The 22,929-nt window shown below is 34.0% G+C and carries 36 protein-coding genes; 2 read left to right on the forward strand and 34 right to left on the reverse strand.

Going from position 1 to position 22,929, the window contains the following annotated elements; all coding sequences use genetic code 11:
* Nucleotides 1-96: 96 nt before the first annotated feature.
* The 34 genes from eno to rpsL form a co-directional block, all read right to left on the reverse strand.
* Nucleotides 97-1,392: a phosphopyruvate hydratase gene (eno, locus tag M9Q43_RS10395; protein ID WP_262318864.1), complete on the reverse strand. Its 1,296-nt coding sequence runs from the start codon at nt 1,390-1,392 to the stop codon at nt 97-99.
* A gap of 100 nt (nt 1,393-1,492) precedes the next feature.
* Nucleotides 1,493-2,602: a glutamine-hydrolyzing carbamoyl-phosphate synthase small subunit gene (carA, locus tag M9Q43_RS10400; protein ID WP_262318923.1), complete on the reverse strand. Its 1,110-nt coding sequence runs from the start codon at nt 2,600-2,602 to the stop codon at nt 1,493-1,495.
* Nucleotides 2,603-2,739: 137 nt separating this feature from the next.
* Nucleotides 2,740-3,222 (reverse strand): 50S ribosomal protein L17, encoded by a 483-nt coding sequence (gene rplQ, locus M9Q43_RS10405; RefSeq protein ID WP_133609620.1) that lies wholly within the window; start codon nt 3,220-3,222, stop codon nt 2,740-2,742.
* A gap of 63 nt (nt 3,223-3,285) precedes the next feature.
* A complete protein-coding gene (locus M9Q43_RS10410; protein ID WP_262318865.1) occupies nt 3,286-4,278 on the reverse strand; it encodes a DNA-directed RNA polymerase subunit alpha in 993 nt (330 codons plus the stop codon).
* A 21-nt stretch (nt 4,279-4,299) separates the two neighbouring features.
* Entirely contained in the window at nt 4,300-4,905 is a 606-nt protein-coding gene (gene rpsD / locus M9Q43_RS10415; RefSeq protein WP_262318866.1) for a 30S ribosomal protein S4, read from the reverse strand.
* Nucleotides 4,906-4,988: 83 nt separating this feature from the next.
* Nucleotides 4,989-5,372 carry a 30S ribosomal protein S11 gene (rpsK, locus tag M9Q43_RS10420; protein ID WP_008254446.1) on the reverse strand — a complete coding sequence of 128 codons (384 nt, stop codon included), beginning with the start codon at nt 5,370-5,372 and terminating at the stop codon, nt 4,989-4,991.
* 11 nt (nt 5,373-5,383) lie between these two features.
* Nucleotides 5,384-5,758: a 30S ribosomal protein S13 gene (gene rpsM, locus M9Q43_RS10425; protein ID WP_026725625.1), complete on the reverse strand. Its 375-nt coding sequence runs from the start codon at nt 5,756-5,758 to the stop codon at nt 5,384-5,386.
* Nucleotides 5,759-5,760: 2 nt separating this feature from the next.
* Nucleotides 5,761-5,877, reverse strand: a complete 117-nt coding sequence (gene ykgO, locus M9Q43_RS10430; RefSeq protein ID WP_002987490.1) for a type B 50S ribosomal protein L36 — start codon at nt 5,875-5,877, stop codon at nt 5,761-5,763.
* A 10-nt stretch (nt 5,878-5,887) separates the two neighbouring features.
* Nucleotides 5,888-6,103 carry a translation initiation factor IF-1 gene (gene infA / locus M9Q43_RS10435; RefSeq protein WP_026725626.1) on the reverse strand — a complete coding sequence of 72 codons (216 nt, stop codon included), beginning with the start codon at nt 6,101-6,103 and terminating at the stop codon, nt 5,888-5,890.
* 5 nt (nt 6,104-6,108) lie between these two features.
* Nucleotides 6,109-7,455: a preprotein translocase subunit SecY gene (gene secY, locus M9Q43_RS10440; protein ID WP_262318867.1), complete on the reverse strand. Its 1,347-nt coding sequence runs from the start codon at nt 7,453-7,455 to the stop codon at nt 6,109-6,111.
* 12 nt (nt 7,456-7,467) lie between these two features.
* Entirely contained in the window at nt 7,468-7,920 is a 453-nt protein-coding gene (gene rplO, locus M9Q43_RS10445) for a 50S ribosomal protein L15 (RefSeq protein ID WP_133609614.1), read from the reverse strand.
* A 12-nt stretch (nt 7,921-7,932) separates the two neighbouring features.
* A complete protein-coding gene (gene rpmD / locus M9Q43_RS10450) occupies nt 7,933-8,115 on the reverse strand; it encodes a 50S ribosomal protein L30 (protein ID WP_111566953.1) in 183 nt (60 codons plus the stop codon).
* 13 nt (nt 8,116-8,128) lie between these two features.
* Nucleotides 8,129-8,653: a 30S ribosomal protein S5 gene (gene rpsE, locus M9Q43_RS10455; RefSeq protein ID WP_133609610.1), complete on the reverse strand. Its 525-nt coding sequence runs from the start codon at nt 8,651-8,653 to the stop codon at nt 8,129-8,131.
* A gap of 6 nt (nt 8,654-8,659) precedes the next feature.
* The gene (rplR, locus tag M9Q43_RS10460; protein WP_026725631.1) at nt 8,660-9,010 is read right to left on the reverse strand and encodes a 50S ribosomal protein L18; all 351 of its coding nucleotides are present in this window, start codon (nt 9,008-9,010) and stop codon (nt 8,660-8,662) included.
* Nucleotides 9,011-9,021: 11 nt separating this feature from the next.
* Nucleotides 9,022-9,564 carry a 50S ribosomal protein L6 gene (rplF, locus tag M9Q43_RS10465; RefSeq protein ID WP_262318868.1) on the reverse strand — a complete coding sequence of 181 codons (543 nt, stop codon included), beginning with the start codon at nt 9,562-9,564 and terminating at the stop codon, nt 9,022-9,024.
* A 16-nt stretch (nt 9,565-9,580) separates the two neighbouring features.
* On the reverse strand, nt 9,581-9,979 hold the full coding sequence (rpsH, locus tag M9Q43_RS10470; protein WP_262318869.1) for a 30S ribosomal protein S8: 399 nt from the start codon (nt 9,977-9,979) through the stop codon (nt 9,581-9,583).
* Between the two features lie 104 nt (nt 9,980-10,083).
* Nucleotides 10,084-10,353, reverse strand: coding sequence for a 30S ribosomal protein S14 (gene rpsN, locus M9Q43_RS10475; protein ID WP_008254474.1), 270 nt, complete (start codon nt 10,351-10,353; stop codon nt 10,084-10,086).
* A 3-nt stretch (nt 10,354-10,356) separates the two neighbouring features.
* Nucleotides 10,357-10,908 carry a 50S ribosomal protein L5 gene (gene rplE, locus M9Q43_RS10480; protein ID WP_133609604.1) on the reverse strand — a complete coding sequence of 184 codons (552 nt, stop codon included), beginning with the start codon at nt 10,906-10,908 and terminating at the stop codon, nt 10,357-10,359.
* 2 nt (nt 10,909-10,910) lie between these two features.
* A complete protein-coding gene (rplX, locus tag M9Q43_RS10485; RefSeq protein WP_133609602.1) occupies nt 10,911-11,225 on the reverse strand; it encodes a 50S ribosomal protein L24 in 315 nt (104 codons plus the stop codon).
* Between the two features lie 11 nt (nt 11,226-11,236).
* Complete coding sequence (gene rplN / locus M9Q43_RS10490; RefSeq protein ID WP_007803649.1) at nt 11,237-11,605, reverse strand: 50S ribosomal protein L14; 369 nt, start codon at nt 11,603-11,605, stop codon at nt 11,237-11,239.
* Nucleotides 11,606-11,607: 2 nt separating this feature from the next.
* The gene (gene rpsQ, locus M9Q43_RS10495) at nt 11,608-11,865 is read right to left on the reverse strand and encodes a 30S ribosomal protein S17 (RefSeq protein WP_008254481.1); all 258 of its coding nucleotides are present in this window, start codon (nt 11,863-11,865) and stop codon (nt 11,608-11,610) included.
* A gap of 18 nt (nt 11,866-11,883) precedes the next feature.
* Nucleotides 11,884-12,075: a 50S ribosomal protein L29 gene (gene rpmC, locus M9Q43_RS10500; RefSeq protein ID WP_008254482.1), complete on the reverse strand. Its 192-nt coding sequence runs from the start codon at nt 12,073-12,075 to the stop codon at nt 11,884-11,886.
* 12 nt (nt 12,076-12,087) lie between these two features.
* Nucleotides 12,088-12,507 (reverse strand): 50S ribosomal protein L16, encoded by a 420-nt coding sequence (gene rplP, locus M9Q43_RS10505; protein ID WP_008254483.1) that lies wholly within the window; start codon nt 12,505-12,507, stop codon nt 12,088-12,090.
* Nucleotides 12,508-12,526: 19 nt separating this feature from the next.
* Entirely contained in the window at nt 12,527-13,261 is a 735-nt protein-coding gene (gene rpsC, locus M9Q43_RS10510) for a 30S ribosomal protein S3 (RefSeq protein ID WP_133609600.1), read from the reverse strand.
* 8 nt (nt 13,262-13,269) lie between these two features.
* Complete coding sequence (rplV, locus tag M9Q43_RS10515) at nt 13,270-13,680, reverse strand: 50S ribosomal protein L22 (RefSeq protein ID WP_133609598.1); 411 nt, start codon at nt 13,678-13,680, stop codon at nt 13,270-13,272.
* Nucleotides 13,681-13,686: 6 nt separating this feature from the next.
* Entirely contained in the window at nt 13,687-13,965 is a 279-nt protein-coding gene (gene rpsS, locus M9Q43_RS10520) for a 30S ribosomal protein S19 (protein ID WP_008254487.1), read from the reverse strand.
* 10 nt (nt 13,966-13,975) lie between these two features.
* A complete protein-coding gene (gene rplB / locus M9Q43_RS10525; protein WP_133609595.1) occupies nt 13,976-14,800 on the reverse strand; it encodes a 50S ribosomal protein L2 in 825 nt (274 codons plus the stop codon).
* A gap of 6 nt (nt 14,801-14,806) precedes the next feature.
* The gene (gene rplW / locus M9Q43_RS10530) at nt 14,807-15,097 is read right to left on the reverse strand and encodes a 50S ribosomal protein L23 (RefSeq protein ID WP_133609593.1); all 291 of its coding nucleotides are present in this window, start codon (nt 15,095-15,097) and stop codon (nt 14,807-14,809) included.
* 7 nt (nt 15,098-15,104) lie between these two features.
* Nucleotides 15,105-15,734: a 50S ribosomal protein L4 gene (rplD, locus tag M9Q43_RS10535; protein WP_008254492.1), complete on the reverse strand. Its 630-nt coding sequence runs from the start codon at nt 15,732-15,734 to the stop codon at nt 15,105-15,107.
* Nucleotides 15,734-16,351 carry a 50S ribosomal protein L3 gene (gene rplC / locus M9Q43_RS10540; RefSeq protein ID WP_133609591.1) on the reverse strand — a complete coding sequence of 206 codons (618 nt, stop codon included), beginning with the start codon at nt 16,349-16,351 and terminating at the stop codon, nt 15,734-15,736. The genes rplD and rplC overlap by 1 nt, the downstream gene beginning before the upstream one ends.
* 234 nt (nt 16,352-16,585) lie before the next feature.
* A complete protein-coding gene (rpsJ, locus tag M9Q43_RS10545) occupies nt 16,586-16,891 on the reverse strand; it encodes a 30S ribosomal protein S10 (protein WP_008254495.1) in 306 nt (101 codons plus the stop codon).
* A gap of 11 nt (nt 16,892-16,902) precedes the next feature.
* On the reverse strand, nt 16,903-19,059 hold the full coding sequence (fusA, locus tag M9Q43_RS10550; protein ID WP_262318870.1) for an elongation factor G: 2,157 nt from the start codon (nt 19,057-19,059) through the stop codon (nt 16,903-16,905).
* Between the two features lie 11 nt (nt 19,060-19,070).
* Complete coding sequence (rpsG, locus tag M9Q43_RS10555; protein ID WP_073583337.1) at nt 19,071-19,547, reverse strand: 30S ribosomal protein S7; 477 nt, start codon at nt 19,545-19,547, stop codon at nt 19,071-19,073.
* 24 nt (nt 19,548-19,571) lie between these two features.
* A complete protein-coding gene (rpsL, locus tag M9Q43_RS10560) occupies nt 19,572-19,979 on the reverse strand; it encodes a 30S ribosomal protein S12 (protein WP_026725646.1) in 408 nt (135 codons plus the stop codon).
* A 330-nt stretch (nt 19,980-20,309) separates the two neighbouring features.
* Between rpsL and M9Q43_RS10565 the strand changes: the two genes are divergently transcribed.
* Both M9Q43_RS10565 and rlmB read left to right on the forward strand, forming a co-directional pair.
* On the forward strand, nt 20,310-21,899 hold the full coding sequence (locus M9Q43_RS10565; RefSeq protein ID WP_262318871.1) for a BamA/TamA family outer membrane protein: 1,590 nt from the start codon (nt 20,310-20,312) through the stop codon (nt 21,897-21,899).
* 120 nt (nt 21,900-22,019) lie between these two features.
* Nucleotides 22,020-22,754, forward strand: a complete 735-nt coding sequence (gene rlmB / locus M9Q43_RS10570; protein WP_262318872.1) for a 23S rRNA (guanosine(2251)-2'-O)-methyltransferase RlmB — start codon at nt 22,020-22,022, stop codon at nt 22,752-22,754.
* Nucleotides 22,755-22,929: the final 175 nt, after the last annotated feature.

The following is a 22,929-nucleotide window of genomic DNA, read 5'->3' on the forward strand; positions in this document are numbered from 1 at the left end:
ATGAGAATTTGACGCTTTTGAATTAGAATTTATAGAAAACAGAAAACCCTTTCAAAATTTACATTCTGAAAGGGTTTTTTATCATTTTTATTGTAACTATTTTTTTACTTTAAAAGCATTTGCACCAGGAAAATAAGCTACATCTGCTAATTCTTCTTCAATTCTTAGTAATTGATTGTATTTTGCCATACGGTCTGAACGAGAAGCTGAACCTGTTTTAATTTGTCCACAATTTAAAGCCACAGCTAAATCAGCAATCGTATTGTCTTCTGTTTCTCCAGAACGGTGGGACATTACCGAAGTATATCCAGCGTTGTGCGCCATATTTACAGCAGCAATAGTTTCGGTTAAAGTTCCTATTTGGTTTACTTTAATCAAAATTGAATTTGCAATACCTTGGCTAATTCCACGAGATAATCTTTCTACATTGGTTACAAATAAATCATCACCAACTAATTGTACTTTATCTCCGATTTTCTCTGTTAATAATTTCCAACCTTCCCAATCGTCTTCGTACATTCCGTCTTCGATTGAAATAATTGGATAATTAGCTGCTAATTCTGCTAAATATTCCGCTTGCTCTTGGGAAGTTCTGATTTTTCCTGTTTCACCTTCAAATTTAGTATAATCGTATTTTCCGTTTACATAAAATTCAGAAGCAGCACAGTCTAAAGCAATCATTACATCTTCTCCAAAAACATAACCTGCATTTGTAACGGCTAATTTGATTGAATCTAAAGCATCTTCTGTTCCGCCTGCTAAATTTGGAGCAAATCCTCCTTCATCACCAACAGCAGTAGATAAATTTCTATCGTGTAATACTTTTTTCAAATTATGAAAGATTTCAGTACCCATCTGCATAGCATGAGTAAAATCTTTTGCCTTAACTGGCATAATCATAAACTCTTGAAAAGCAATTGGAGCATCTGAATGCGAACCTCCATTGATAATGTTCATCATTGGAACTGGTAACGTATTCGCAGAAACACCACCAACATAACGATACAATGGCATTCCTAATTCGTTAGCCGCAGCTTTTGCCACTGCTAAAGAAACTCCTAAAATAGCATTAGCACCTAAGTTCGATTTGTTTGCTGTTCCGTCTAATTCAATCATCATTTTGTCGATTAAATTTTGTTCGAAAACCGACATTCCTACAATCGCTTCAGCAATTTTTGTATTTACATTTTCGGCCGCTTTTAAAACACCTTTTCCCATGAAAGCTTTACCACCATCACGAAGCTCAACTGCTTCATGCTCGCCAGTAGAAGCACCACTTGGCACAGCTGCCCTTCCTAAAATACCGTTATCTGTAACTACATCAACTTCGATTGTTGGATTCCCACGCGAATCTAAAATTTGTCTTGCGTGAACTTTGATAATTATACTCATTTTATATTTTTTTAAGTTACTATCTTGTGAATAATAACAAATTTATAATTTAAACTATAATGATATTGAAAAACTCAAAAAATTTATAAACGATAACGTTTTAGTTGCTTGCCGTTTTTATGTTTTCGATAAATTGGTCAAATAAATAACTTGAATCGTGTGGCCCAGGACTTGCTTCTGGGTGATATTGAACTGAGAAACAGTTTTTAGATTTCATTCGCATTCCAGCCACAGTTCCATCATTTAAATGTTCGTGTGTTAATTCGAAATCTGGATGCTTGTCTAACTCTTCTCTTACGATAGCAAAACCATGATTTTGAGATGTAATTTCACCTTTACCTGTAATCACATTTTTAACTGGGTGATTTATTCCGCGGTGACCGTTGAACATTTTATAAGTTGAAATTCCGTTAGCTAAACCAATAATTTGGTGACCTAAACAGATTCCAAATAACGGCTTATTTTCATTAAGAATTTGTTTTGCTACTTCTTGAGCTGTTTCTAAAGGTTCTGGATCACCAGGACCATTTGATAAGAAATAACCGTCAGGATTGAATGCTTTCAAATCTTCAAATGAAGCGTTGTAAGGAAAAACTTTGATGTAACAATCTCTCTTTGCTAAGTTTCTAAGGATATTGGTTTTAATTCCTAAATCCAAAGCTGAAATTTTATATTTTGCTTTTTCTTCACCAAAGAAATAAGGTTCTTTTGTAGAAACTTTTGAAGCTAATTCCAAGCCATTCATATCTGGAACTTGCGCTAATCTTTCTTTTAATTCTTCGATTGGAGTTCCGTCCGTACAAATAACTGCATTCATTGCACCGTTATCTCTGATATAACTTACCAATGCTCTTGTATCTACATCCGAAATTACGATAAGATTTTGTTTACTTAAATAGTCAAACAAACTTTCAGTTGCATCTTCTCGCGAATAATTAAAGCTGAAATTTTTACAAACCAATCCTGAAATTTTAACTGAATCAGATTCAACTTCTTTATCATTTACACCATAGTTTCCTATGTGTGCATTGGTAGTAACCATGATTTGTCCGAAGTAAGAAGGGTCTGTAAAAATTTCTTGATAACCTGTTGTTCCCGTATTAAAAGCGACTTCTCCAAAAGTTACACCTTCAATTCCGATTGATTTTCCGTGAAAAATAGTACCGTCTTTAAGAAGTAAAACGGCTTTAGAACGATTGTTGTATTTCATTGCGTTGTGTTGTGTTGTTGTGGTTGCAAATTTAGTTATAAAAGTTGTTTTTTTCAACTGTTTGATTCGTAAAACCAAAAAAAAGGATAAACTTAAAAAAGTCTATCCTTATTATTTTTACATGAATGGTTTCATGATTATTCTGTAGCTTCAGTATTTTCAGAAGTTTCAGCTGCTGGAGCTTCAGGAGTACCTTCTGCTTTTTTAGCTTTTCCACGACGAGTCGTTTTCTTAACTTCTTTTTTACCACCGTTGTACAAGGTGTTGAAATCTACTAATTCAATCATTGCCATGTCAGCGTTATCTCCTAAACGATTACCTAACTTGATGATACGAGTGTATCCTCCTGGACGGTCACCAACTTTAGCAGCAACTTCTCTGAACAATTCAGTAACAGCATATTTATCTCTTAAATAAGCGAAAACTGTACGACGATTGTGAGTAGTATCTTCTTTTGATTTTGTTACTAACGGCTCAACAAATTGTTTTAAAGCTTTTGCTTTAGCAACAGTTGTATTGATACGCTTATGTTCGATTAAAGAACAAGCCATATTAGCTAACATAGCTCTTCTATGTCCTTTTTGTCTACTTAAATGATTGAATTTTTTTCCGTGTCTCATGACGTGTTTTATTTATCTTCATCTTGCATCAATCCATAAAATGGAGCGCAAAATATGAAGCAATTACTCTTTATCTAATTTATATTTAGTAAGATCCATTCCAAAAGTTAGGTTTTTATTAGCCACTAACTCATCTAATTCAGTTAATGATTTTTTACCAAAATTACGGAACTTCATTAAGTCGTTTTTGTTGAAAGAAACTAAATCACCAAGCGTATCAACTTCAGCTGCTTTTAAACAATTTAATGCTCTAACAGACAAGTCCATATCTACTAATTTAGTTTTTAATAACTGTCTCATGTGAAGAGATTCTTCATCGTAAGACTCAGTTTGAGCAATTTCATCTGCCTCAAGCGTGATTCTTTCATCAGAAAACAACATAAAGTGGTGAATCAACGTTTTAGCTGCCTCAGTTAATGCATCTTTAGGATGGATTGAACCATCTGTAATGATTTCAAAAACTAATTTTTCATAATCCGTTTTTTGTTCCACACGGAAATTCTCAATTGAATATTTCACATTCTTTACTGGTGTGTAAATAGAATCTGTGTAAATAGTACCAATTGGAGCATTTGATTTTTTGTTCTCTTCTGCAGGAACATAACCTCTACCCTTTTCGATAGAAAGTTCCATGTTTAAAGTTGTTTTGCTATCTAAATTACAGATAACTAAATCTGGATTTAAAACTTGAAAACCAGAGATGAATTTTTGAAAATCACCTGCAGTAATCTTATCTTTTCCTGAAAGAGAGATAGAAACAGATTCATTATCAATATCTTCAATTTGACGTTTGAAACGCACTTGTTTAAGATTTAAGATAATTTCTGTAACATCTTCAACCACACCAGAAATTGTAGAGAACTCATGTTCTACACCTTCAATTCTTACTGATGTAATTGCGTATCCTTCAAGAGAAGAAAGCAAAACTCTTCTAAGTGCATTACCAACAGTCAATCCGTAACCAGGTTCTAAAGGTCTAAATTCAAATTTACCTTCAAAATCGGTTGAATCGATCATGATAACTTTATCGGGCTTTTGAAAATTAAATATTGCCATACTTTCGACTAAAGTCAATTATTATTTGTTATACAACTCAACGATTAGTTGTTCTTTAATATTTTCTGGAATCTGAAGTCTTTGAGGTACAGAAACGAAAGTACCTTCTTTAGTATCATTGTTCCAAGTAATCCACTCATAAACCTGAGAAGCACTAGATAAAGAACGGTCGATAGCTTCAAGAGATTTAGATTTTTCACGAACAGCTACTTTATCACCAGCTTTTAAGTGATAAGAAGGAACGTTTACTAATTCACCGTTTACAGTGATGTGTCTGTGAACAACGATTTGACGTGCTGCTCTACGAGAAGGAGCAATACCCATTCTGTAAACAACATTATCTAAACGAGCTTCACATAATTGAAGTAAAATTTCACCTGTTACTCCAGAAGCAGCAGATGCTTTTTTAAATAAATTTCTGAATTGTTTTTCAAGAATTCCGTAAGTGTACTTCGCTTTTTGCTTTTCCATTAACTGAACTGCATATTCAGATTTTTTACCTCTCTTTTTAGCTAAACCATGTTGCCCTGGAGGGTAATTTCTTTTTTCGAAGGCTTTGTCTTCTCCGAATATTGCTTCGCCAAATTTACGAGCAATCTTAGTTTTTGGACCAGTATATCTTGCCATTTTAAAAAATTAAAAAAGGTAGGAATTATGAATTCAGGTCTATATCCTTCGATAATTTTAAACCTACCTGTGTTATACTTAAATTATACTCTTCTTCTTTTCGGAGGACGACATCCGTTATGTGGCATTGGAGTTACATCAATAATTTCTGTAACTTCAACTCCAGAATTGTGAATAGATCTGATTGCAGACTCTCTTCCGTTTCCTGGTCCTTTCACATAAACTTTTACTTTCTTTAGTCCAGCTTCAAGAGCTACTTTACTACAATCTTCTGCTGCCATTTGAGCTGCATAAGGAGTATTCTTTTTAGAACCTCTAAAGCCCATTTTACCAGCTGAAGACCAAGAAATTACTTCACCTTTCTTATTGGTTAAAGAAATGATGATGTTGTTAAAAGTAGCATTAATATGCGCTTCACCCGAAGATTCAACGATAACTTTACGTTTTTTTGCAGTTGCTTTAGCCATATTATTACTTATTATTTAGTTGCTTTTTTCTTGTTAGCAACAGTTTTTCTCTTACCTTTTCTAGTTCTAGAATTGTTTTTAGTTCTTTGACCTCTTAATGGAAGTCCAGCTCTGTGACGAATACCTCTTTGACATCCGATGTCCATTAAACGTTTGATGTTTAATTGAACTTCTGAACGCAATTCTCCTTCAATTTTAAAGTATGACACCGCTTCACGAATTGCTCCGATCTCGTCATCATTCCAATCTTGAACTTTCTTGTCTTCGCTCACTTGAGCTTTAGCTAATATATCTTTAGCTCTGCTTCTACCTATACCAAATATGTATGTTAAAGCAATGATTCCTCTTTTTTGTTTAGGTATATCTACCCCTGCAATTCTTGCCATAATTATCCTTGTCTTTGTTTAAATCTAGGATTCTTTTTGTTAATAACGTATAATCTTCCTTTTCTACGTACAATAATGCACTCGGCACTTCTCTTTTTAACTGATGCTCTTACTTTCATTTTAATAGCTTTAGTATCTATAAGTAATTCTTGCTTTAGACAAATCATAAGGGCTCATTTCAAGTTTTACCTTGTCTCCTGGTAACAATTTAATGTAATGCATACGCATTTTTCCAGAAATATGAGCAATTACAACGTGTCCGTTCTCTAACTCCACACGAAACATAGCATTTGATAATGCTTCTATAATTGTTCCGTCTTGTTCTATTGCTGATTGTTTTGCCATAAAAATTAAGCTACCGCTTTTCTATTTTTACCACTTTTCATCAAACCATCATAGTGTTTATTCAATAAATAAGAATTTATTTGTTGAATAGTATCTATTGCAACTCCAACCATGATTAACAAAGAAGTACCACCATAAAAATAACCCCATGCACCTTGAACACCAAGTAAACTTACTGCTATAGCTGGGAACACAGCAATTAAAGCAAGAAATAACGAACCTGGGAAAGTTATTAATGACATTATTTTATCTAGGTAATCTCCTGTTTCAACTCCTGGCTTAACACCTGGAATAAAACCACCACTTCTTTTTAAATCATCGGCCATTTTATTAGTTGGTACAGTAATTGCGGTGTAAAAGTACGTAAAAATTACGATTAACAAAGCAAAAACTATATTATATACTAATCCAAATGGATCATTAAACATTGATGCTAATGATACTGCGCTATCAGATTTAGATAAACCTGAAACTGCAGCTGGAATAAACATAATCGCTTGAGCAAAAATGATCGGCATTACACCTGATGCATTTAACTTCAATGGTATAAACTGTCTGTTTGCACCATTCATGTCTTGTTCAAAATCTCCAGAAACTGTACGTCTTGCGTATTGTACTGGAATTTTTCTTACAGCCATTACTAATAAAATACATGCTATAATTACTAAGAACCATAAGATTAATTCAATTACAATCATCATAACACCACCATTTGCCTGTGCTGTTCTTGAAGAAAATTCTTGAATAAATGCTTGAGGCATTCTAGCAATAATACCAACCATAATCAATAATGAAATACCGTTACCGATACCTTTATCAGTGATTTTCTCTCCTAACCACATTGCAAAAATAGTCCCTGTAACTAAAATTAGAACAGAAGAAAATAAGAATGGAAAAGAACCAGCTCCTAACATAAACGCATCACTTGGTAATGTTTTATATAAGTTATAGATATAACCTGGACCTTGAACTAAGGTAATTAAGATTGTTAACCATCTTGTAATTTGGTTAATTTTCTTTCTACCACTTTCACCGTCTTTTTGCAGTTTTTGTAAATATGGCACCGCAATTCCCATTAATTGAACTACGATAGAAGCTGATATGTAAGGCATGATACCTAATGCAAATACAGAAGCCTGCGAAAACGCGCCTCCTGTAAATACATTAATTAACCATCCAATACCTTCATCAGTTTGGTTTGTAAGATTTGTCAATTTAGTAGCATCAATCCCTGGAAGGGTTACTTGAGCACCGAAACGGTACACTAATAATAATCCAAGAGTTAATAAAATTCTATTTTTTAACTCTTCGATTTTCCAAACGTTGATGAATGAATCTATAAATTTCTTCATTTTACTAAAAGATTATAAAGTTACAGCTTCTCCACCAGCAGCCTCTATAGCCGCTTTAGCAGATGCAGTAAATTTGTGAGCACTAACTTTAAGTTTTGTTTTTAGCTCACCTCTTCCTAAAATCTTTACTAAGCTATTTTTTGTAGCTAAACGAGTATCTACAAATACAGTAAAGTCTACTGTATCGGTAACTACACCGTTATCTACTAATAATTGTAACGAATCAAGATTGATACCTTGATATTCTACTCTATTAATGTTCTTGAAACCAAACTTAGGTACACGTCTTTGAAGTGGCATTTGACCACCTTCAAAACCAATTTTCTTAGAATAACCAGAACGAGATTTTGCTCCTTTGTGTCCACGTGCAGCGGTACCACCTTTTCCAGAACCTTCTCCTCTACCTACTCTTTTATTTTGATTGTGCGTAGAACCTTCAGCTGGTTGTAAGTTACTTAAATTCATAACTGTATAGTGTTATTTAGTTTCTTCTACAGAAACTAAGTGTTTAACTTTATTTACCATTCCAAGGATAGCAGGATTTGCATCATGCTCAACAACTTGTCCCATTTTACGAAGACCTAAAGCTTCCAAAGTTCTCTTTTGATCAAGAGGACAATTGATTTTACTTCTTACTTGTTTTACTTTTAATTTTGCCATGATTTCCTGTTGATTAACCTTTGAATACTTTTTCTAAAGATACTCCTCTTTGTTTAGCTACCGTTAAAGCGCTTCTCATTTGTAATAAAGCATCAAAAGTTGCTTTAACTACGTTATGAGGGTTTGAAGAACCTTGTGATTTAGATAATACATCGTGAACACCTACAGATTCTAATACCGCACGAACAGCACCACCAGCAATAACTCCAGTACCGTGTGAAGCAGGCATTAAAAATACTCTAGCACCACCAAATTTACCTTTTTGCTCATGAGGAACAGATTGTCCCTGTAAAGGAATTCTAACTAAGTTTTTCTTAGCATCTTCGACCGCTTTAGCGATTGCTTCAGAAACATCTTTAGATTTTCCTAATCCATGACCAACCACACCGTTTTCATCACCAACTACTACGATAGCAGAGAAACCAAATGCTCTACCTCCTTTAGTAACTTTAGTAACACGATTTACACTCACCAAACGGTCTTTTAATTCAAGACCTCCTGGTTTTACAATCTCTACGTTTTTATAATTATGATACATAATTTCTTAGAATTTAAGTCCAGCTTCTCTAGCTCCTTCAGCTAATGATTTCACACGTCCATGGTATAAATACCCACCTCTATCAAAAGAGATTGTTGAAATACCTGCTTTAAGTGCTTTTTCAGCAACTAATTTACCAACTGCTTTTGCAGTTTCAACAGCAGTTCCTTGAGCAACTTCTTTATCTCTCGATGAAGCAGCAACTAAAGTTGTACCGTTTACGTCGTCTATGATTTGCGCATAGATTTCTTTATTACTTCTGAATACAGAAAGTCTTGGTTGAGCAGCAGTTCCGCTTACAATCTTTCTGATTCTGAACTTAATTCTTTGTCTTCTTTCAGATTTCGTTAATGACATAGTCTTAATTTTTAAGCTGATTTACCTGCTTTTCTTCTTAGTTCTTCTCCTACAAACTTAACTCCTTTTCCTTTATATGGCTCAGGTTTGCGGAAACCTCTGATCTTCGCAGCTACTTGACCTAATAATTGTTTGTCGAATGATGATAATTTCACTATCGGATTTTTACCTTTTTCTGATACTGTTTCAACAGTAACTTCACTTACAACATCTAAAACAATGTTATGAGAGAATCCTAAAGCTAAATCAAGTTTTTGACCTTGATTAGATGCTCTATAACCTACTCCAACTAGTTCTAATTCTTTTGTAAAGCCTTCAGAAACACCAACAATCATATTGTTGATTAATGAACGATAAAGTCCGTGTTTCGCTCTCTCATCTTTATGATCTGATGAACGCTCAACGATAACTTGGTTATCTTCGATTTTAACGGTTACATCAGAAAATTCTTGAGTAAGCTCGCCTAATTTTCCTTTTACTGTAACTACAGCTTCTTTAACTTCTACAGTTACTCCTGCTGGAATTGCAATTGGATTTTTACCTATTCTTGACATTGTCTCGTCTTTATAATTAATATACGTAACAAACAACTTCGCCACCAACATTTAATTGCTTAGCTTGTTTTCCTGTCATCAATCCTTTTGATGTAGAAACAATAGCAATACCTAAACCATTTAAGATTCTAGGTAAGTCTGATGAACCAGCATATTTACGTAAACCTGGTTTACTAATTCTTTGGATATCTTTGATAACAGACTCTTTTGTGTCTTTATCATATTTAAGTGCAATTTTGATTGTTCCTTGAACAGAACTATCATCAAATTTATAACTTAAGATATATCCTTGATCGAATAAAATCTTTGTGATTTCTTTTTTCATGTTAGAAGCTGGAATTTCAACCACTTTGTGGTTAGCTCTCACTGCATTTCTAACTCTCGTAAGATAATCGGCAATTGGATCTGTATACATATGTATATATTTGCGGTTATGGTTTTCAATCCGCCCTCAGCGGATTGAACCTTTAACCAGTTAAATTATTTTTTGGATTGCAAAAGTAATAACTTTTTTTTAAATTACCAAGATGCTTTTTTAACACCTGGAATTAATCCTTGGTTAGCCATTTCACGGAATGTAACACGAGAAAGACCGAATTGACGCATATACCCTCTTGGTCTACCTGTCAATTTACAACGATTGTGTAAACGTACTGGTGATGCATTTTTTGGTAATTTTTGTAATGCTTCAAAATCTCCAGCAGCTTTAAGCGCTTTTCTTTTCTCTGCATATTTGTCAACAACTGCTTGTCTCTTTACCTCACGGGCTTTCATTGATTCTTTAGCCATATCTTAATTCTTTTTAAAAGGTAATCCTAATTCCGCTAATAATGCTTTTGCTTCTTTGTCTGTTTCTGCAGAAGTTACGAAGGTAATGTCAAATCCTGAGATTTTGTTTACTTTATCAATATCAATTTCTGGGAAAATGATTTGCTCAAGTACACCTAAGTTATAATTTCCTCTTCCGTCAAATCCAGTAGATTTAATTCCGCTGAAATCTCTAACACGTGGTAAAGATGAAGTAATCAATCTATCTAAGAATTCATACATTCTTTCTCCACGTAAAGTTACTTTAGCACCAATTGGCATACCTTTTCTCAATTTGAAAGACGCAACGTCTTTTTTAGAGATAGTAGCAACTGCTTTTTGCCCAGTAATTTTTGTCATTTCTTCAACAGCGTAGTCTACTAACTTTTTGTCAGATACTGCTGCACCAACTCCACGGCTTACAACGATTTTTTCAAGTTTTGGAACTTGCATTACGTTTTTGTAACCGAATTCTTCTGTAAGAGCAGCAATTACTCTGCTCTTATATTCTTCTTTTAGTCTAGGAATATATGCCATAACTATAGTACTTGATTAGATTTTTTTGAAAATCTCACTTTCTTGTCTCCTTCTTGTTTGAAACCAACTTTAGTTGCTTCTTTTGACTTTGGGTCAATTAAAGACAAGTTAGACACATGGATAGGAGCTTCTTTCTTAACGATTCCTCCTTGAGGGTTTTTTGCACTTGGTTTTGTATGTTTCGAAACCATGTTAACTCCTTCAACAATCGCTTTGTTTTTCTCACGAAGAACACGTACAATTTTACCTTCAGAACCTTTGTGGTCTCCAGCAATAACTCTTACGATATCTCCTGATTTTATTTTTAGCTTTATCATTTGTATAAGAATTAAAGCACTTCTGGTGCTAATGATACAATTTTCATGAATTGTTTTTCACGAAGTTCTCTGGCAACTGGACCAAAAACACGAGTTCCTCTCATTTCTCCTGCAGCGTTTAACAATACACATGCGTTATCGTCAAAACGGATGTAAGATCCATCAGCTCTTCTCACTTCTTTTTTGGTACGTACAACCACTGCAGTTGATACCGCTCCTTTTTTAACGTTTCCGTTTGGAGTTGCATCTTTAATTGAAACTACAATTTTGTCACCAACAGAGGCATAACGACGTTTCGTTCCTCCTAAAACACGGATAGTTAAAACTTCTTTAGCTCCCGTATTATCTGCTACTTTTAATCTTGACTCTTGTTGTACCATAATTACTTAGCTCTTTCAATGATTTCAACTAATCTCCAACATTTTGATTTAGATAAAGGTCTTGTTTCCATGATCTTTACTGTATCTCCAATGTTACAATCGTTTGTTTCGTCGTGTGCAACGTATTTTTTAGTTTTTAACACGAACTTACCGTATAATGGGTGTTTCACTTTTGTAGTTTGTGACACAACAATAGATTTCTCCATTTTGTTTGAAGTCACCACACCTATTCTCTCTTTTCTTAAATTTCTTTTTTCCATCTTTCAGCTAGTCTACAATTATTGTAACTCTCTTTTAGTTAACTCTGTATGTAATCTCGCAACTGATCTTCTTAAACCTCTTAATTGAAGAGGATTTTGGATTGGCGAAATTGCATGAGCATTTTTTAGGTCGGTATACGTTTTCTTTAACTGACTAAGTTGTTCTTGTAACTCAGCTGCAGATAGATTTTTAATTTCTGATTGTTTCATAATAAATTTTGATTATGCTTCGAAATCTCTAGCAACGATAAACTTAGTTTTAACAGGAAGTTTTTGAGCTGCTAAGCGTAAAGCTTCTTTTGCAACTGATAGAGGAACTCCTCCAACTTCAAACATAATTTTACCAGGTTTAACAACTGCAGCCCAATACTCAACTGCACCTTTACCTTTACCCATACGTACTTCTAATGGTTTCTTTGTAATAGGTTTATCTGGAAATATTTTGATCCATAATTGACCTTCTCTTTTCATGAAACGTGTTGCTGCAATACGAGCTGCTTCAATTTGACGAGAAGTAATAAATGAAGAATCTAAAGATTTGATACCAAACATTCCATTTGAAAGCTCGTGTCCTCTTTGAGAAACGCCTTTCATTCTACCTTTCTGTACCTTACGGTATTTTGTTCTTTTAGGCTGTAACATTTTTCTTTAGTTTAAATAATTACTTTCTTTTGCGTGCGTTTGGCTTATTTCCATCTCTTTTTGGAGCAGAAGATCCTGAAGGTTTAGACTTTTGTTTGTCCATTCCTACTAACGGAGAAAGATCTCTTTTTCCATAAACCTCACCTTTCATTATCCATACTTTGATACCCATTCTACCATAAGTAGTATGTGCTTCACCTAATGAATAATCAATATCAGCTCTGAAAGTTGATAAAGGAATTCTACCTTCTTTGAAGTTTTCTGAACGTGCCATTTCAGCTCCATTCAAACGACCAGAAATTTGTACTTTGATACCTTCTGCGTTCATACGCATTGCAGCAGCAATAGCCATTTTAATTGCACGTCTGTAAGAAATTCTACTTTCAATTTGACGAGCGATACTTGTAGCTACTAAATAAGCATCAAGTTCAGGTCTTTTAATTTCAAAGATGTTGATTTGAACTTCTTTGTCAGTAATTTTCTTAAGTTCTTCTTTTAACTTGTCTACCTCTTGTCCACCTTTTCCGATAATGATACCAGGTCTAGCAGTAGTGATAGTAACGGTTACAAGTTTTAAAGTTCTCTCGATAATTATTTTTGATACACTTGCTTTAGATAAACGAGCATGGATATACTTTCTGATTTTATAATCTTCAGCGATTTTATCACCGTAATCATTTCCACCATACCAGTTTGAGTCCCATCCTCTGATGATACCAAGTCTATTTCCTATTGGATTTGTCTTTTGTCCCATACTGTTTATTAATTGCTTTGTGTGTTATTATTTGATCCTAACACGATTGTTACGTGGTTAGAACGTTTTCTAATTCTGTGTGCACGACCTTGTGGTGCTGGACGAAGTCTTTTTAACATCATTCCGCCATCAACTGTAATCGTTTTTACAAATAAGCCTGCTTCTTCTAAATTAGCATCTTCGTTTTTCTGTACATAATTATTTATGGCAGATAACAACAATTTCTCTAATTTTCTTGAAGCTTCTTTTTGACTAAATCTTAAAATATTAAGAGCTAGTTCAACTTTCTGACCTCTTACTAAATCTGCAACTAAACGCATTTTTCTAGGTGAAGTTGGACAGTTATTTAATTTAGCAAATGCAATAGACTTATTAGCCTCTTTTCTTGCATCCGCAACTTCTCTTTTACGAACTCCCATTGCTTCTTATTTTTTACCTTTATTTTTAGCCCCAGCATGACCTCTAAAAGATCTTGTTGGTGAAAACTCTCCTAATTTGTGTCCTACCATGTTTTCTGTAACGTAAACTGGTACAAACTGACGACCATTGTGAACTGCGATAGTCTGTCCAACGAAATCTGGAGTAATCATAGATGCTCTAGACCAAGTCTTAACAACACCTTTATTACCACCTGCGATATTTTCTTGAACTTTCTTCTCTAATTTAAAGTGAACAAATGGTCCTTTTTTTAATGAACGTGCCATGTCTATCTAATTATTTCTTTCTACGTTCTACAATATACTTATTACTCGGGTTAACTTTAGAACGAGTTCTATAACCTTTAGCAGGTAAACCTTTTCTTGAACGCGGATGACCTCCAGATGAACGCCCTTCACCACCTCCCATAGGGTGATCAACTGGGTTCATTGCTACTGGTCTTGTTCTTGGTCTTCTACCTAACCATCTTGATCTACCAGCTTTACCTGATACGATTAATTGGTGATCAGAGTTAGAAACTGCTCCAATAGTAGCTGAACAAGTTAACAAGATTAATCTTGTTTCTCCTGAAGGCATTTTAATTGTTGCATATTTTCCATCTCTTGCCATCAACTGAGCGAAAGTTCCTGCAGAACGAGCGATTACAGCTCCTTGACCTGGTCTTAATTCGATACACGAAATAACAGTTCCTAGAGGAATTTTACTTAAAGGCATTGCATTTCCAATTTCTGGAGATGCATCTGGACCTGAAACTACAGTTTGTCCAACTTGTAATCCATTTTGTGCAATGATGTAAGTTTTAGCTCCATCAGCATAAAATAATAATGAAATAAAAGCTGAACGATTTGGATCATACTCGATAGTTTTAACTGTAGCCGGAATTCCAACTTTAGTTCTTTTAAAATCGATAATACGATACTTTTGTTTGTGACCACCGCCTGTGTAACGCATGGTCATTTTTCCTTGACTATTTCTACCTCCAGAGTTTTTTTTCGGTGCGATCAATGAACGCTCCGGCTTATCAGTTGTAATAGTGTCAAAGCTATTAACAACTCTAAATCGCTGACCCGGGGTAATAGGTTTTAATTTTCTAACTGACATTTTCTATTAGATATTAGTATAAAAATCTATTGTTTCTCCCTCTTGAACTTGTACAATTGCTTTTTTGTAAGCATTTGTTTTCCCACTGATTAAACCACTTTTAGTATATTTAACACTTCTATCAGCTCTATAGTTCATTGTATTAACTGCAACTACATTTACACCAAAAGCTGCTTCAATAGCATTTTTGATCTGAATTTTGTTAGCAGTTTTTGCAACTACAAAACCAAAACGGTTAAAAATTTCACCATCTTTAGTTATTTTCTCAGTTATAATAGGCTTAATTATGATACTCATAATCTTATTATTTACTTAAATTAGCTTCAATTCCGTCTACAGCACCTTCTAAAAGAACTAAACTTTTTGCATTTAAAATTGCATAAGTACTTAATTCTGAAGTAGTTACAACGCTAGACGCTTTTAAATTGCGTGACGACAAATATACATTTTTATTTGAATCGCCCAACACAAATAAAGATTTTTTATTATCTAACCCTAAAGACTTCAATACGTTAATGAAATTTTTAGTGCTTGGTGTGTCAAATGTAAAATCTTCAACTACTACTAAATTTGACTCATTTACTTTTAAAGATAAAGCTGATTTACGAGCTAATCTTTTTAAGTTTTTGTTCAATTTGAATGAGTAGCTTCTTGGTCTTGGTCCAAAAACTGTACCTCCACCTTTAAACAAAGGATTTTTTGCAGATCCTGCACGAGCAGTACCAGTTCCTTTTTGTTTTTTAATTTTACGAGTACTTCCTGCAACTTCAGCTCTTTCTTTAGCTTTGTGGTTTCCTTGTCTTTGATTAGCCAAATATTGCTTTACATCTAAATATACAGCATGTTTGTTTGGCTCGATTGCGAAAACTGAATCAGAAAGTTGAACTTTTCTTCCAGTTTCTTTTCCGTTGATATCTAAAACTTTTACTTCCATTACTTCTGAATGATTACATAAGAGTTTTTGTGACCTGGAACACAACCTTTTATTACTAAAAGATTTTTCTCACCTACCACTTTTAAAACTCTAAGGTTTTGTACTGTTACATTATCTCCTCCCATTCTTCCAGCCATACGCATTCCTTTGAATACTCTAGATGGATAAGATGACGCTCCTACAGATCCCGGTGCTCTTAAACGGTTGTGTTGACCGTGTGTCGCTTGTCCAACACCGCCAAAACCATGACGTTTAACAACCCCTTGGAATCCTTTTCCTTTAGAAACTCCTAATACATCAACAAATTCACCTTCAGCGAATAAGTCAACGGCGATTACATCGCCTAATTTGTACTCCTGTTCAAAACCTTTGAATTCAACGACTTTTTTCTTTGCAGCTGTTCCCGCTTTCTTAAAGTGACCTAACTCAGCTTTAATAGAACGTTTTTCAGCTTTGTCATCGAAACCTAACTGAATAGCAGAATATCCGTCTACTTCATTGGTTCTGACTTGGGTAACAACGCATGGACCACACTCGATTACAGTACAAGGAATATTTTTCCCGTTCTCATCAAAGATGCTAGTCATGCCAATTTTTCTTCCGATTAACCCAGACATATTAAACTAATTAATTAATTAAACTCTTATTTATACAATAAATAGTATTTGCACACTACTCATTTTGAGGGTGCAAATATATAAATTATTTTTTAATTATCGCAAAAATAAATAGTTAAGTGAAATTTCCTTCAAAAAAGGCAATTTCACTCACTAAATATGGTAAGAAAAAAACCGTAATGCTATTAACATTGACGGTTTTTTTATGGTTATTGCGATTGCAATCTAAATCAATTATACTTTGATTTCTACTTCAACACCACTAGGTAATTCTAATTTCATTAAAGCATCGATAGTTTTTGAAGAAGAACTATAGATATCTAATAGTCTCTTGTATGAACTTAATTCGAACTGCTCTCTTGATTTTTTGTTAACGTGTGGAGAACGTAATACAGTAAAAATCTTTTTGTGAGTTGGTAATGGAATTGGACCCGTTACTACTGCACCTGTACTTTTTACAGTTTTTACAATCTTCTCTGCTGATTTATCAACCAACATATGATCGTAAGATTTTAATTTTATTCTGATTTTTTGACTCATTTTCTTAAAAATTAAGCGTTACCTTTTGCTTTTTTGATTACAGCTTCTGAAATATTAGAAGGTGTTTCTGCATAATGTGAAAACTCCATTGTTGATGTAGCTCTACCTGATGATAATGTTCTTAATGTTGTTACATAACCAAACATTTCTGATAAAGGCACATCTGCTTTGATAGTTTTAGCACCATTTCTGTCACCCATATCATTTACTTGACCTCTACGACGGTTCAAGTCACCTACGATATCACCCATGTTTTCTTCTGGAGTAATAACTTCGATTTTCATGATTGGCTCAAGAATAACTGCACCAGCAGCACGACCAACTTCTTTATATCCCATTTTAGCTGCTAATTCAAAAGAAAGAGCATCAGAATCCACAGGGTGAAAAGATCCGTCTAATAAAGTTACTTTTAAACTATCTACTGCATATCCTGCTAAAGGACCTGCTTTCATAGCTTCTCTGAAACCTTTTTCAACAGCTGGAATATATTCTTTTGGTACGTTACCACCTTTAACTTCATTAACAAACTGTAATCCCATAGGAGCTTTACCGTCTACTAAATCAGCAGGTTCTAAACGGAATACGATATCACCAAATTTACCACGACCACCAGATTGCTTTTTGTAAGTTTCTCTGTGTTGTGCTGCTTTTGTGAACGCTTCTTTATATTCTACTTGTGGCTCACCTTGGTTTACCTCAACTTTAAACTCACGTTTCATACGATCTACAAGGATGTCTAAGTGTAACTCACCCATACCTGAAATAATCGTTTGACCTGAAGCCTCATCAGTTCTAACTGTAAACGTTGGATCTTCCTCAGCTAATTTAGCTAAAGCCATACCCATTTTGTCTACGTCAGCTTTTGTTTTTGGCTCAATTGCGATACCAATTACAGGATCAGGGAATTTCATTGACTCAAGAATAATTGGGTGTTTTTCATCACACATTGTATCTCCAGTCTTGATATCTTTAAATCCTACAGCAGCTCCAATATCTCCAGCCTCAATATATTCGATTGGATTTTGTTTGTTAGCGTGCATTTGGTAAATACGAGATATACGCTCTTTGTTTCCAGAACGAGTGTTCAAGATATAAGAACCAGCATCTAAACGACCTGAGTAAGCACGGAAGAAAGCTAAACGACCAACATAAGGGTCAGTAGCAATTTTAAATGCTAAAGCTGCGAACGGCTCTTTAGTGTCAGGACGACGTAAAATTTTCTTTTGATCTTCTTCTAATAAATCAGCATCATCAGGGTGAATTCCTTCGATACCTTCTTTATCTAATGGAGATGGCAAGTATTTACATACTGCATCTAACATGAACTGAACACCTTTATTTTTGAAAGAAGAACCAGCAATCATAGGAATGATAGCCATATCAATTGTAGCAGCTCTTAAAGCTGTATTGATTTCTTCCTCAGTAATAGAGTTTTCATCTTCCATGTATTTCTCCAACAAGTTTTCGTCGTAAGTAGCAATCTCTTCAATTAAAATTGAACGATACTCTTTTACTTCGTCAACCATATCAGCTGGAATAGGCACGATATCAAAAGTTGCCCCTTGAGTTTCGTCATGCCAAATAATAGCTTGGTTTTTTACTAAGTCAACAACTCCTTTGAAGTCATTTTCTTCACCAATTGGTAAAGTAATTGCAACAGCATTAGATTTTAACATCTCTCTTACTTGTTGGCAAACTGCTAAGAAGTTAGAACCTTGACGGTCCATTTTGTTTACGAATCCCATACGAGGAACTCTATATTGATCAGCTAATCTCCAGTTAGTTTCAGATTGAGGCTCAACACCATCAACTGCACTAAATAAAAATACTAAACCATCTAATACACGTAACGAACGGTTTACCTCAACTGTAAAGTCAACGTGTCCCGGTGTATCGATAATATTAAAGTGGTACGATTTTGATTCTGGCAATACTTTTCCTTGCTCTGTTGGGAAATTCCATTCACAAGTTGTAGCAGCTGAAGTAATTGTAATACCTCTTTCTTGCTCTTGCGCCATCCAGTCCATTGTTGCAGCACCATCGTGTACTTCACCAATTTTGTGTGATTTTCCTGTATAGAATAAGATACGCTCAGTTGTTGTTGTTTTACCAGCATCAATGTGAGCAGCAATTCCAATATTTCTTGTATATTTTAAATCTCTAGCCATTTCTGTACGAATTAAAATCTAAAGTGAGAGAATGCTTTATTAGCATCTGCCATTTTGTGAGTATCCATTCTTTTCTTAACAGCAGCACCTTCTTCTTTAGCCGCAGCTAAAATTTCAGAAGCTAATTTTCCTGCCATTGATTTTTCGTTTCTTCTTCTTGCATAAAGAATCATCCATTTGATAGCGTAAGAAATCTTTCTATCTGGACGAATTTGCATTGGAATTTGGAATGTAGCTCCACCCACTCTACGTGAACGAACTTCTACGTGAGGCATAACATTTGTCAATGCATCTTTCCAAATCTCTAAAGCAGATTTTTCTGCATCTTGCTTTTTAGTTTCAACGATTTCTAATGCATCATAGAAAACTTTAAAAGCTGTTGATTTTTTACCATCCCACATTAAGTTGTTTACAAAACGTGTTACTAACTGATCGTTAAATTTTGGATCTGGTAAAAGTGGTCTTTTTTTGGCCGCTCTTTTTCTCATGTCTTTTCTTTAAAAGATTTTAAATTACTTTTTCTTTCCAGTTGGTGCAGGTGCTTGTCCTGGTTTTGGACGTTTTGCTCCATACTTAGATCTACGTTGTGTTCTTCCTGCAACACCCGCAGTATCTAATGCTCCACGTACGATGTGGTAACGTACACCTGGTAAATCTTTTACTCTTCCACCTCTAACTAATACTATCGAGTGCTCTTGTAGATTGTGACCTTCTCCAGGAATGTATGCATTCACCTCGTTACCGTTTGTTAAACGAACCCTAGCTACCTTTCTCATTGCTGAGTTTGGTTTTTTAGGAGTTGTTGTGTAAACACGAGTACACACACCTCTTCTTTGAGGACAAGAATCTAAAGCAGCCGATTTACTCTTCTTAGTTATTTGGGTTCTCCCTGTTCTTACTAATTGTTGAATTGTTGGCATAATTAAATACTAAAAATTTTTACTGTTTAAAATTCCCGCTTTTTACGGGGTTGCAAATGTAGGAATTATTTTTTACTTTCCAAATCATAATTTATTAATTTTCAATGTGATTTGATTTTTGTAGTGTTTTGATTGGTATTGAGTTACAAAAAAGAAAGACAAAAAATCACATGAATTGTTTCTTTAGATTCTTAAACAAGCACAGAATGACAAAATAGATATAAAATTTATTTTACTTTTTTTCGTTTCTTTACTGCTATGAAATTACTCTTGGGTTTTATTCTGTTTTTTTGCTTCCAATTTTCATTGGGACAAAATTTCTATTTAAAGATGGAAGGAACTTCTGAAGCTGAAAACAAAACCATTGATAGTTTGCAATATGAATCCAAACACGCTTCCGTTGCCTTGATTTTAGAAGAGCAAAAACGTTTTGAAAACAAATTGATAAATCAAGGTTTTTTTGACTGGTTGCTGTTGGAACAAAAAAAGGTAAATGACAGTAGTTTTGTTTTTAGATACAGTTTAGGGAATTCGATAAAAAACAACACCATATATATAGGTAAACTTTCTGCTGAAGAAAAATCGCTTTTACAATTAGAAAATGATTCTTTGATTATCGCTACAAATGAAGTTGAGAATTTTATGAAAAGTAAAATTGCTTTGTTAGAAAAGAAAGGATATTCTCTAGCGAATTTGCAATTGACTAATCAGCGAAAAGTTGACAACAATTTATTTTCTGAATTGCAAGTGAAACTCAATTCGAAAAGAAATATTACTGATATTGTAATCGTAGGTTACGATAAATTCCCTGCAGGAATTAAAAAAGCAATTACGAAAAAAGCCAAAAAAGCGACTTTTAATCAGGATAATTTAAAGCAGATTAATGATGAGTTTGATAAATTGCAATTTGTGAGTCAGCTGAAATATCCTGAAATTTTATTTACAACCGATTCCACTAAAATTTTTGTGTATTTAGAAAAATCGAAACCTAATAAATTTGATGGTTTTATAGGGTTTTCAAACGATGACCAAAGCAAATTGACCTTTAACGGATATTTAGATTTGCAATTACAAAACATTTTGAATTCGGGCGAAAAATTTAATTTGTATTGGAAAAACGATGGCAACAGGCAAACTTCGTTTAATATTGGAACCGAATTACCTTATATTTTTAAAACTCCGGTTGGAATTAAAGCAAATTTGAGAATTTTTAAACAAGATTCTACATTTCAAAACACGATTACCGATTTAAATTTGGGCTACTATTTTTCGTACAACACCAAAGCTTATATTGGGTATCAAAAAACTACTTCGGTTGATATTCAAAATACAAATTCATTTAGTTTGAATGATTTTACGAATACTTTTTTAACATCGAGTTTTGAATATACCGATTTTGACAACGAAAATTTCATCTTCCCAGAAAAAGCAAAAGTCTTCATAAAAGCAGGAACAGGTAATCGAACCATTACATCCAAAAAAACAAGTCAGTTTTTCACTCAATTGGATTTGAATTACAACTTTAATCTGAATCAAAAAAACAGTATTTATTTAAGAAATCAGACTTTTTATTTACAGAGTGACGATTATGTAATTAACGAATTGTTTCGATTTGGTGGTATTAATTCGATTAGAGGTTTTAATGAAAATAGCTTACAAGCGAATGCTTACACTGGAATTATTGCCGAATATCGTTATTTAGTTGCTTCTAATTTATATCTACATTCGATTACCGATTTTGGTTATTTTCAAGATAAAACTTCCAATACAAAAGATCAATTATTAGGTTTAGGATTTGGATTTGGATTGTTTACCAAAAACGGATTATTAAATTTAGTTTACGCCAACGGAAGCACAAGCGACCAAGCGATAAAACTTTCCAATTCGATTGTGCATATTAGTTTTAAAACGAATTTTTAAGATGTAATTCGACCGCAGATTCGCAGATTGTAAAAAAAATTAAAATAACAATGAAAAATCCACGAATCTGTGATTAAAACATAATAATTAAAATTCAAACTAAAATCCTATCTTTGCACCATGGAAAAAGACAACCAAATATTCGGGATTAGAGCAATAATTGAAGCAATTAACGCTAAAAAGGAAATTGATAAAGTATTCGTTCAAAAAGATGCGCAGGGTGACTTGATGCAAGATTTGATGAAAACAATGAAAAGAAACAACATCAACTTTTCATACGTTCCTGTTGAAAAACTAAACCGATTAACTCCAAATAATCACCAAGGTGCGGTGGCAACCATTGCTCCTATTTCTTTTGTTTCATTAGAAACTTTAGTAGAAGGTGTTATCGAAAGTGGTAAAAAACCTTTATTCCTAATTTTAGACCAATTGTCTGATGCACGTAACTTTGGTGCTATCATCAGAACAGCAGAATGCACGGGTGTTGACGGAATCATTATCCAAAAACAAGGTTCGGCTCCTGTTAATGGTGATACGGTTAAAACTTCTGCTGGAGCAGTTTTTAATGTACCTATTTGTAAAGTAGACCATATTAAAGATGCTATTTTCTATTTACAAGGTTCTGGAATTAAAACTGTTGCTGCAACTGAAAAAACTGACCAACACATTTACGATATCAACTTCAACGAAGGCGTTGCCATTATTATGGGTAGCGAAGATAGAGGTGTGAACCCTTCTGTACTAAAAATTGTAGATGAAAAAGCAAAATTACCTATGTTTGGCACAATCGAATCATTAAATGTTTCAGTGGCTTGTGGTGCTTTTTTGTATGAAGCTTTGAGACAGAGAATATAATCAGTGTTCAGTGTTCAGTGTTCAGTGTTCAGTGTTCAGTGTTCAAAATTAATAATAGTTGAATGGGAGTAGCAAACAAATTTTTTAATTTTCTTTGGGGAATATTACTTTTTTGTTTTGCCTTTTTCTTCTTAGATTATTTTGAAGTTTTATTAATTAAGCATGAAAAATTCAA

The organism is Flavobacterium odoriferum (assembly GCF_025499515.1).
Taxonomy (GTDB): Bacteria; Bacteroidota; Bacteroidia; order Flavobacteriales; family Flavobacteriaceae; genus Flavobacterium; species Flavobacterium odoriferum.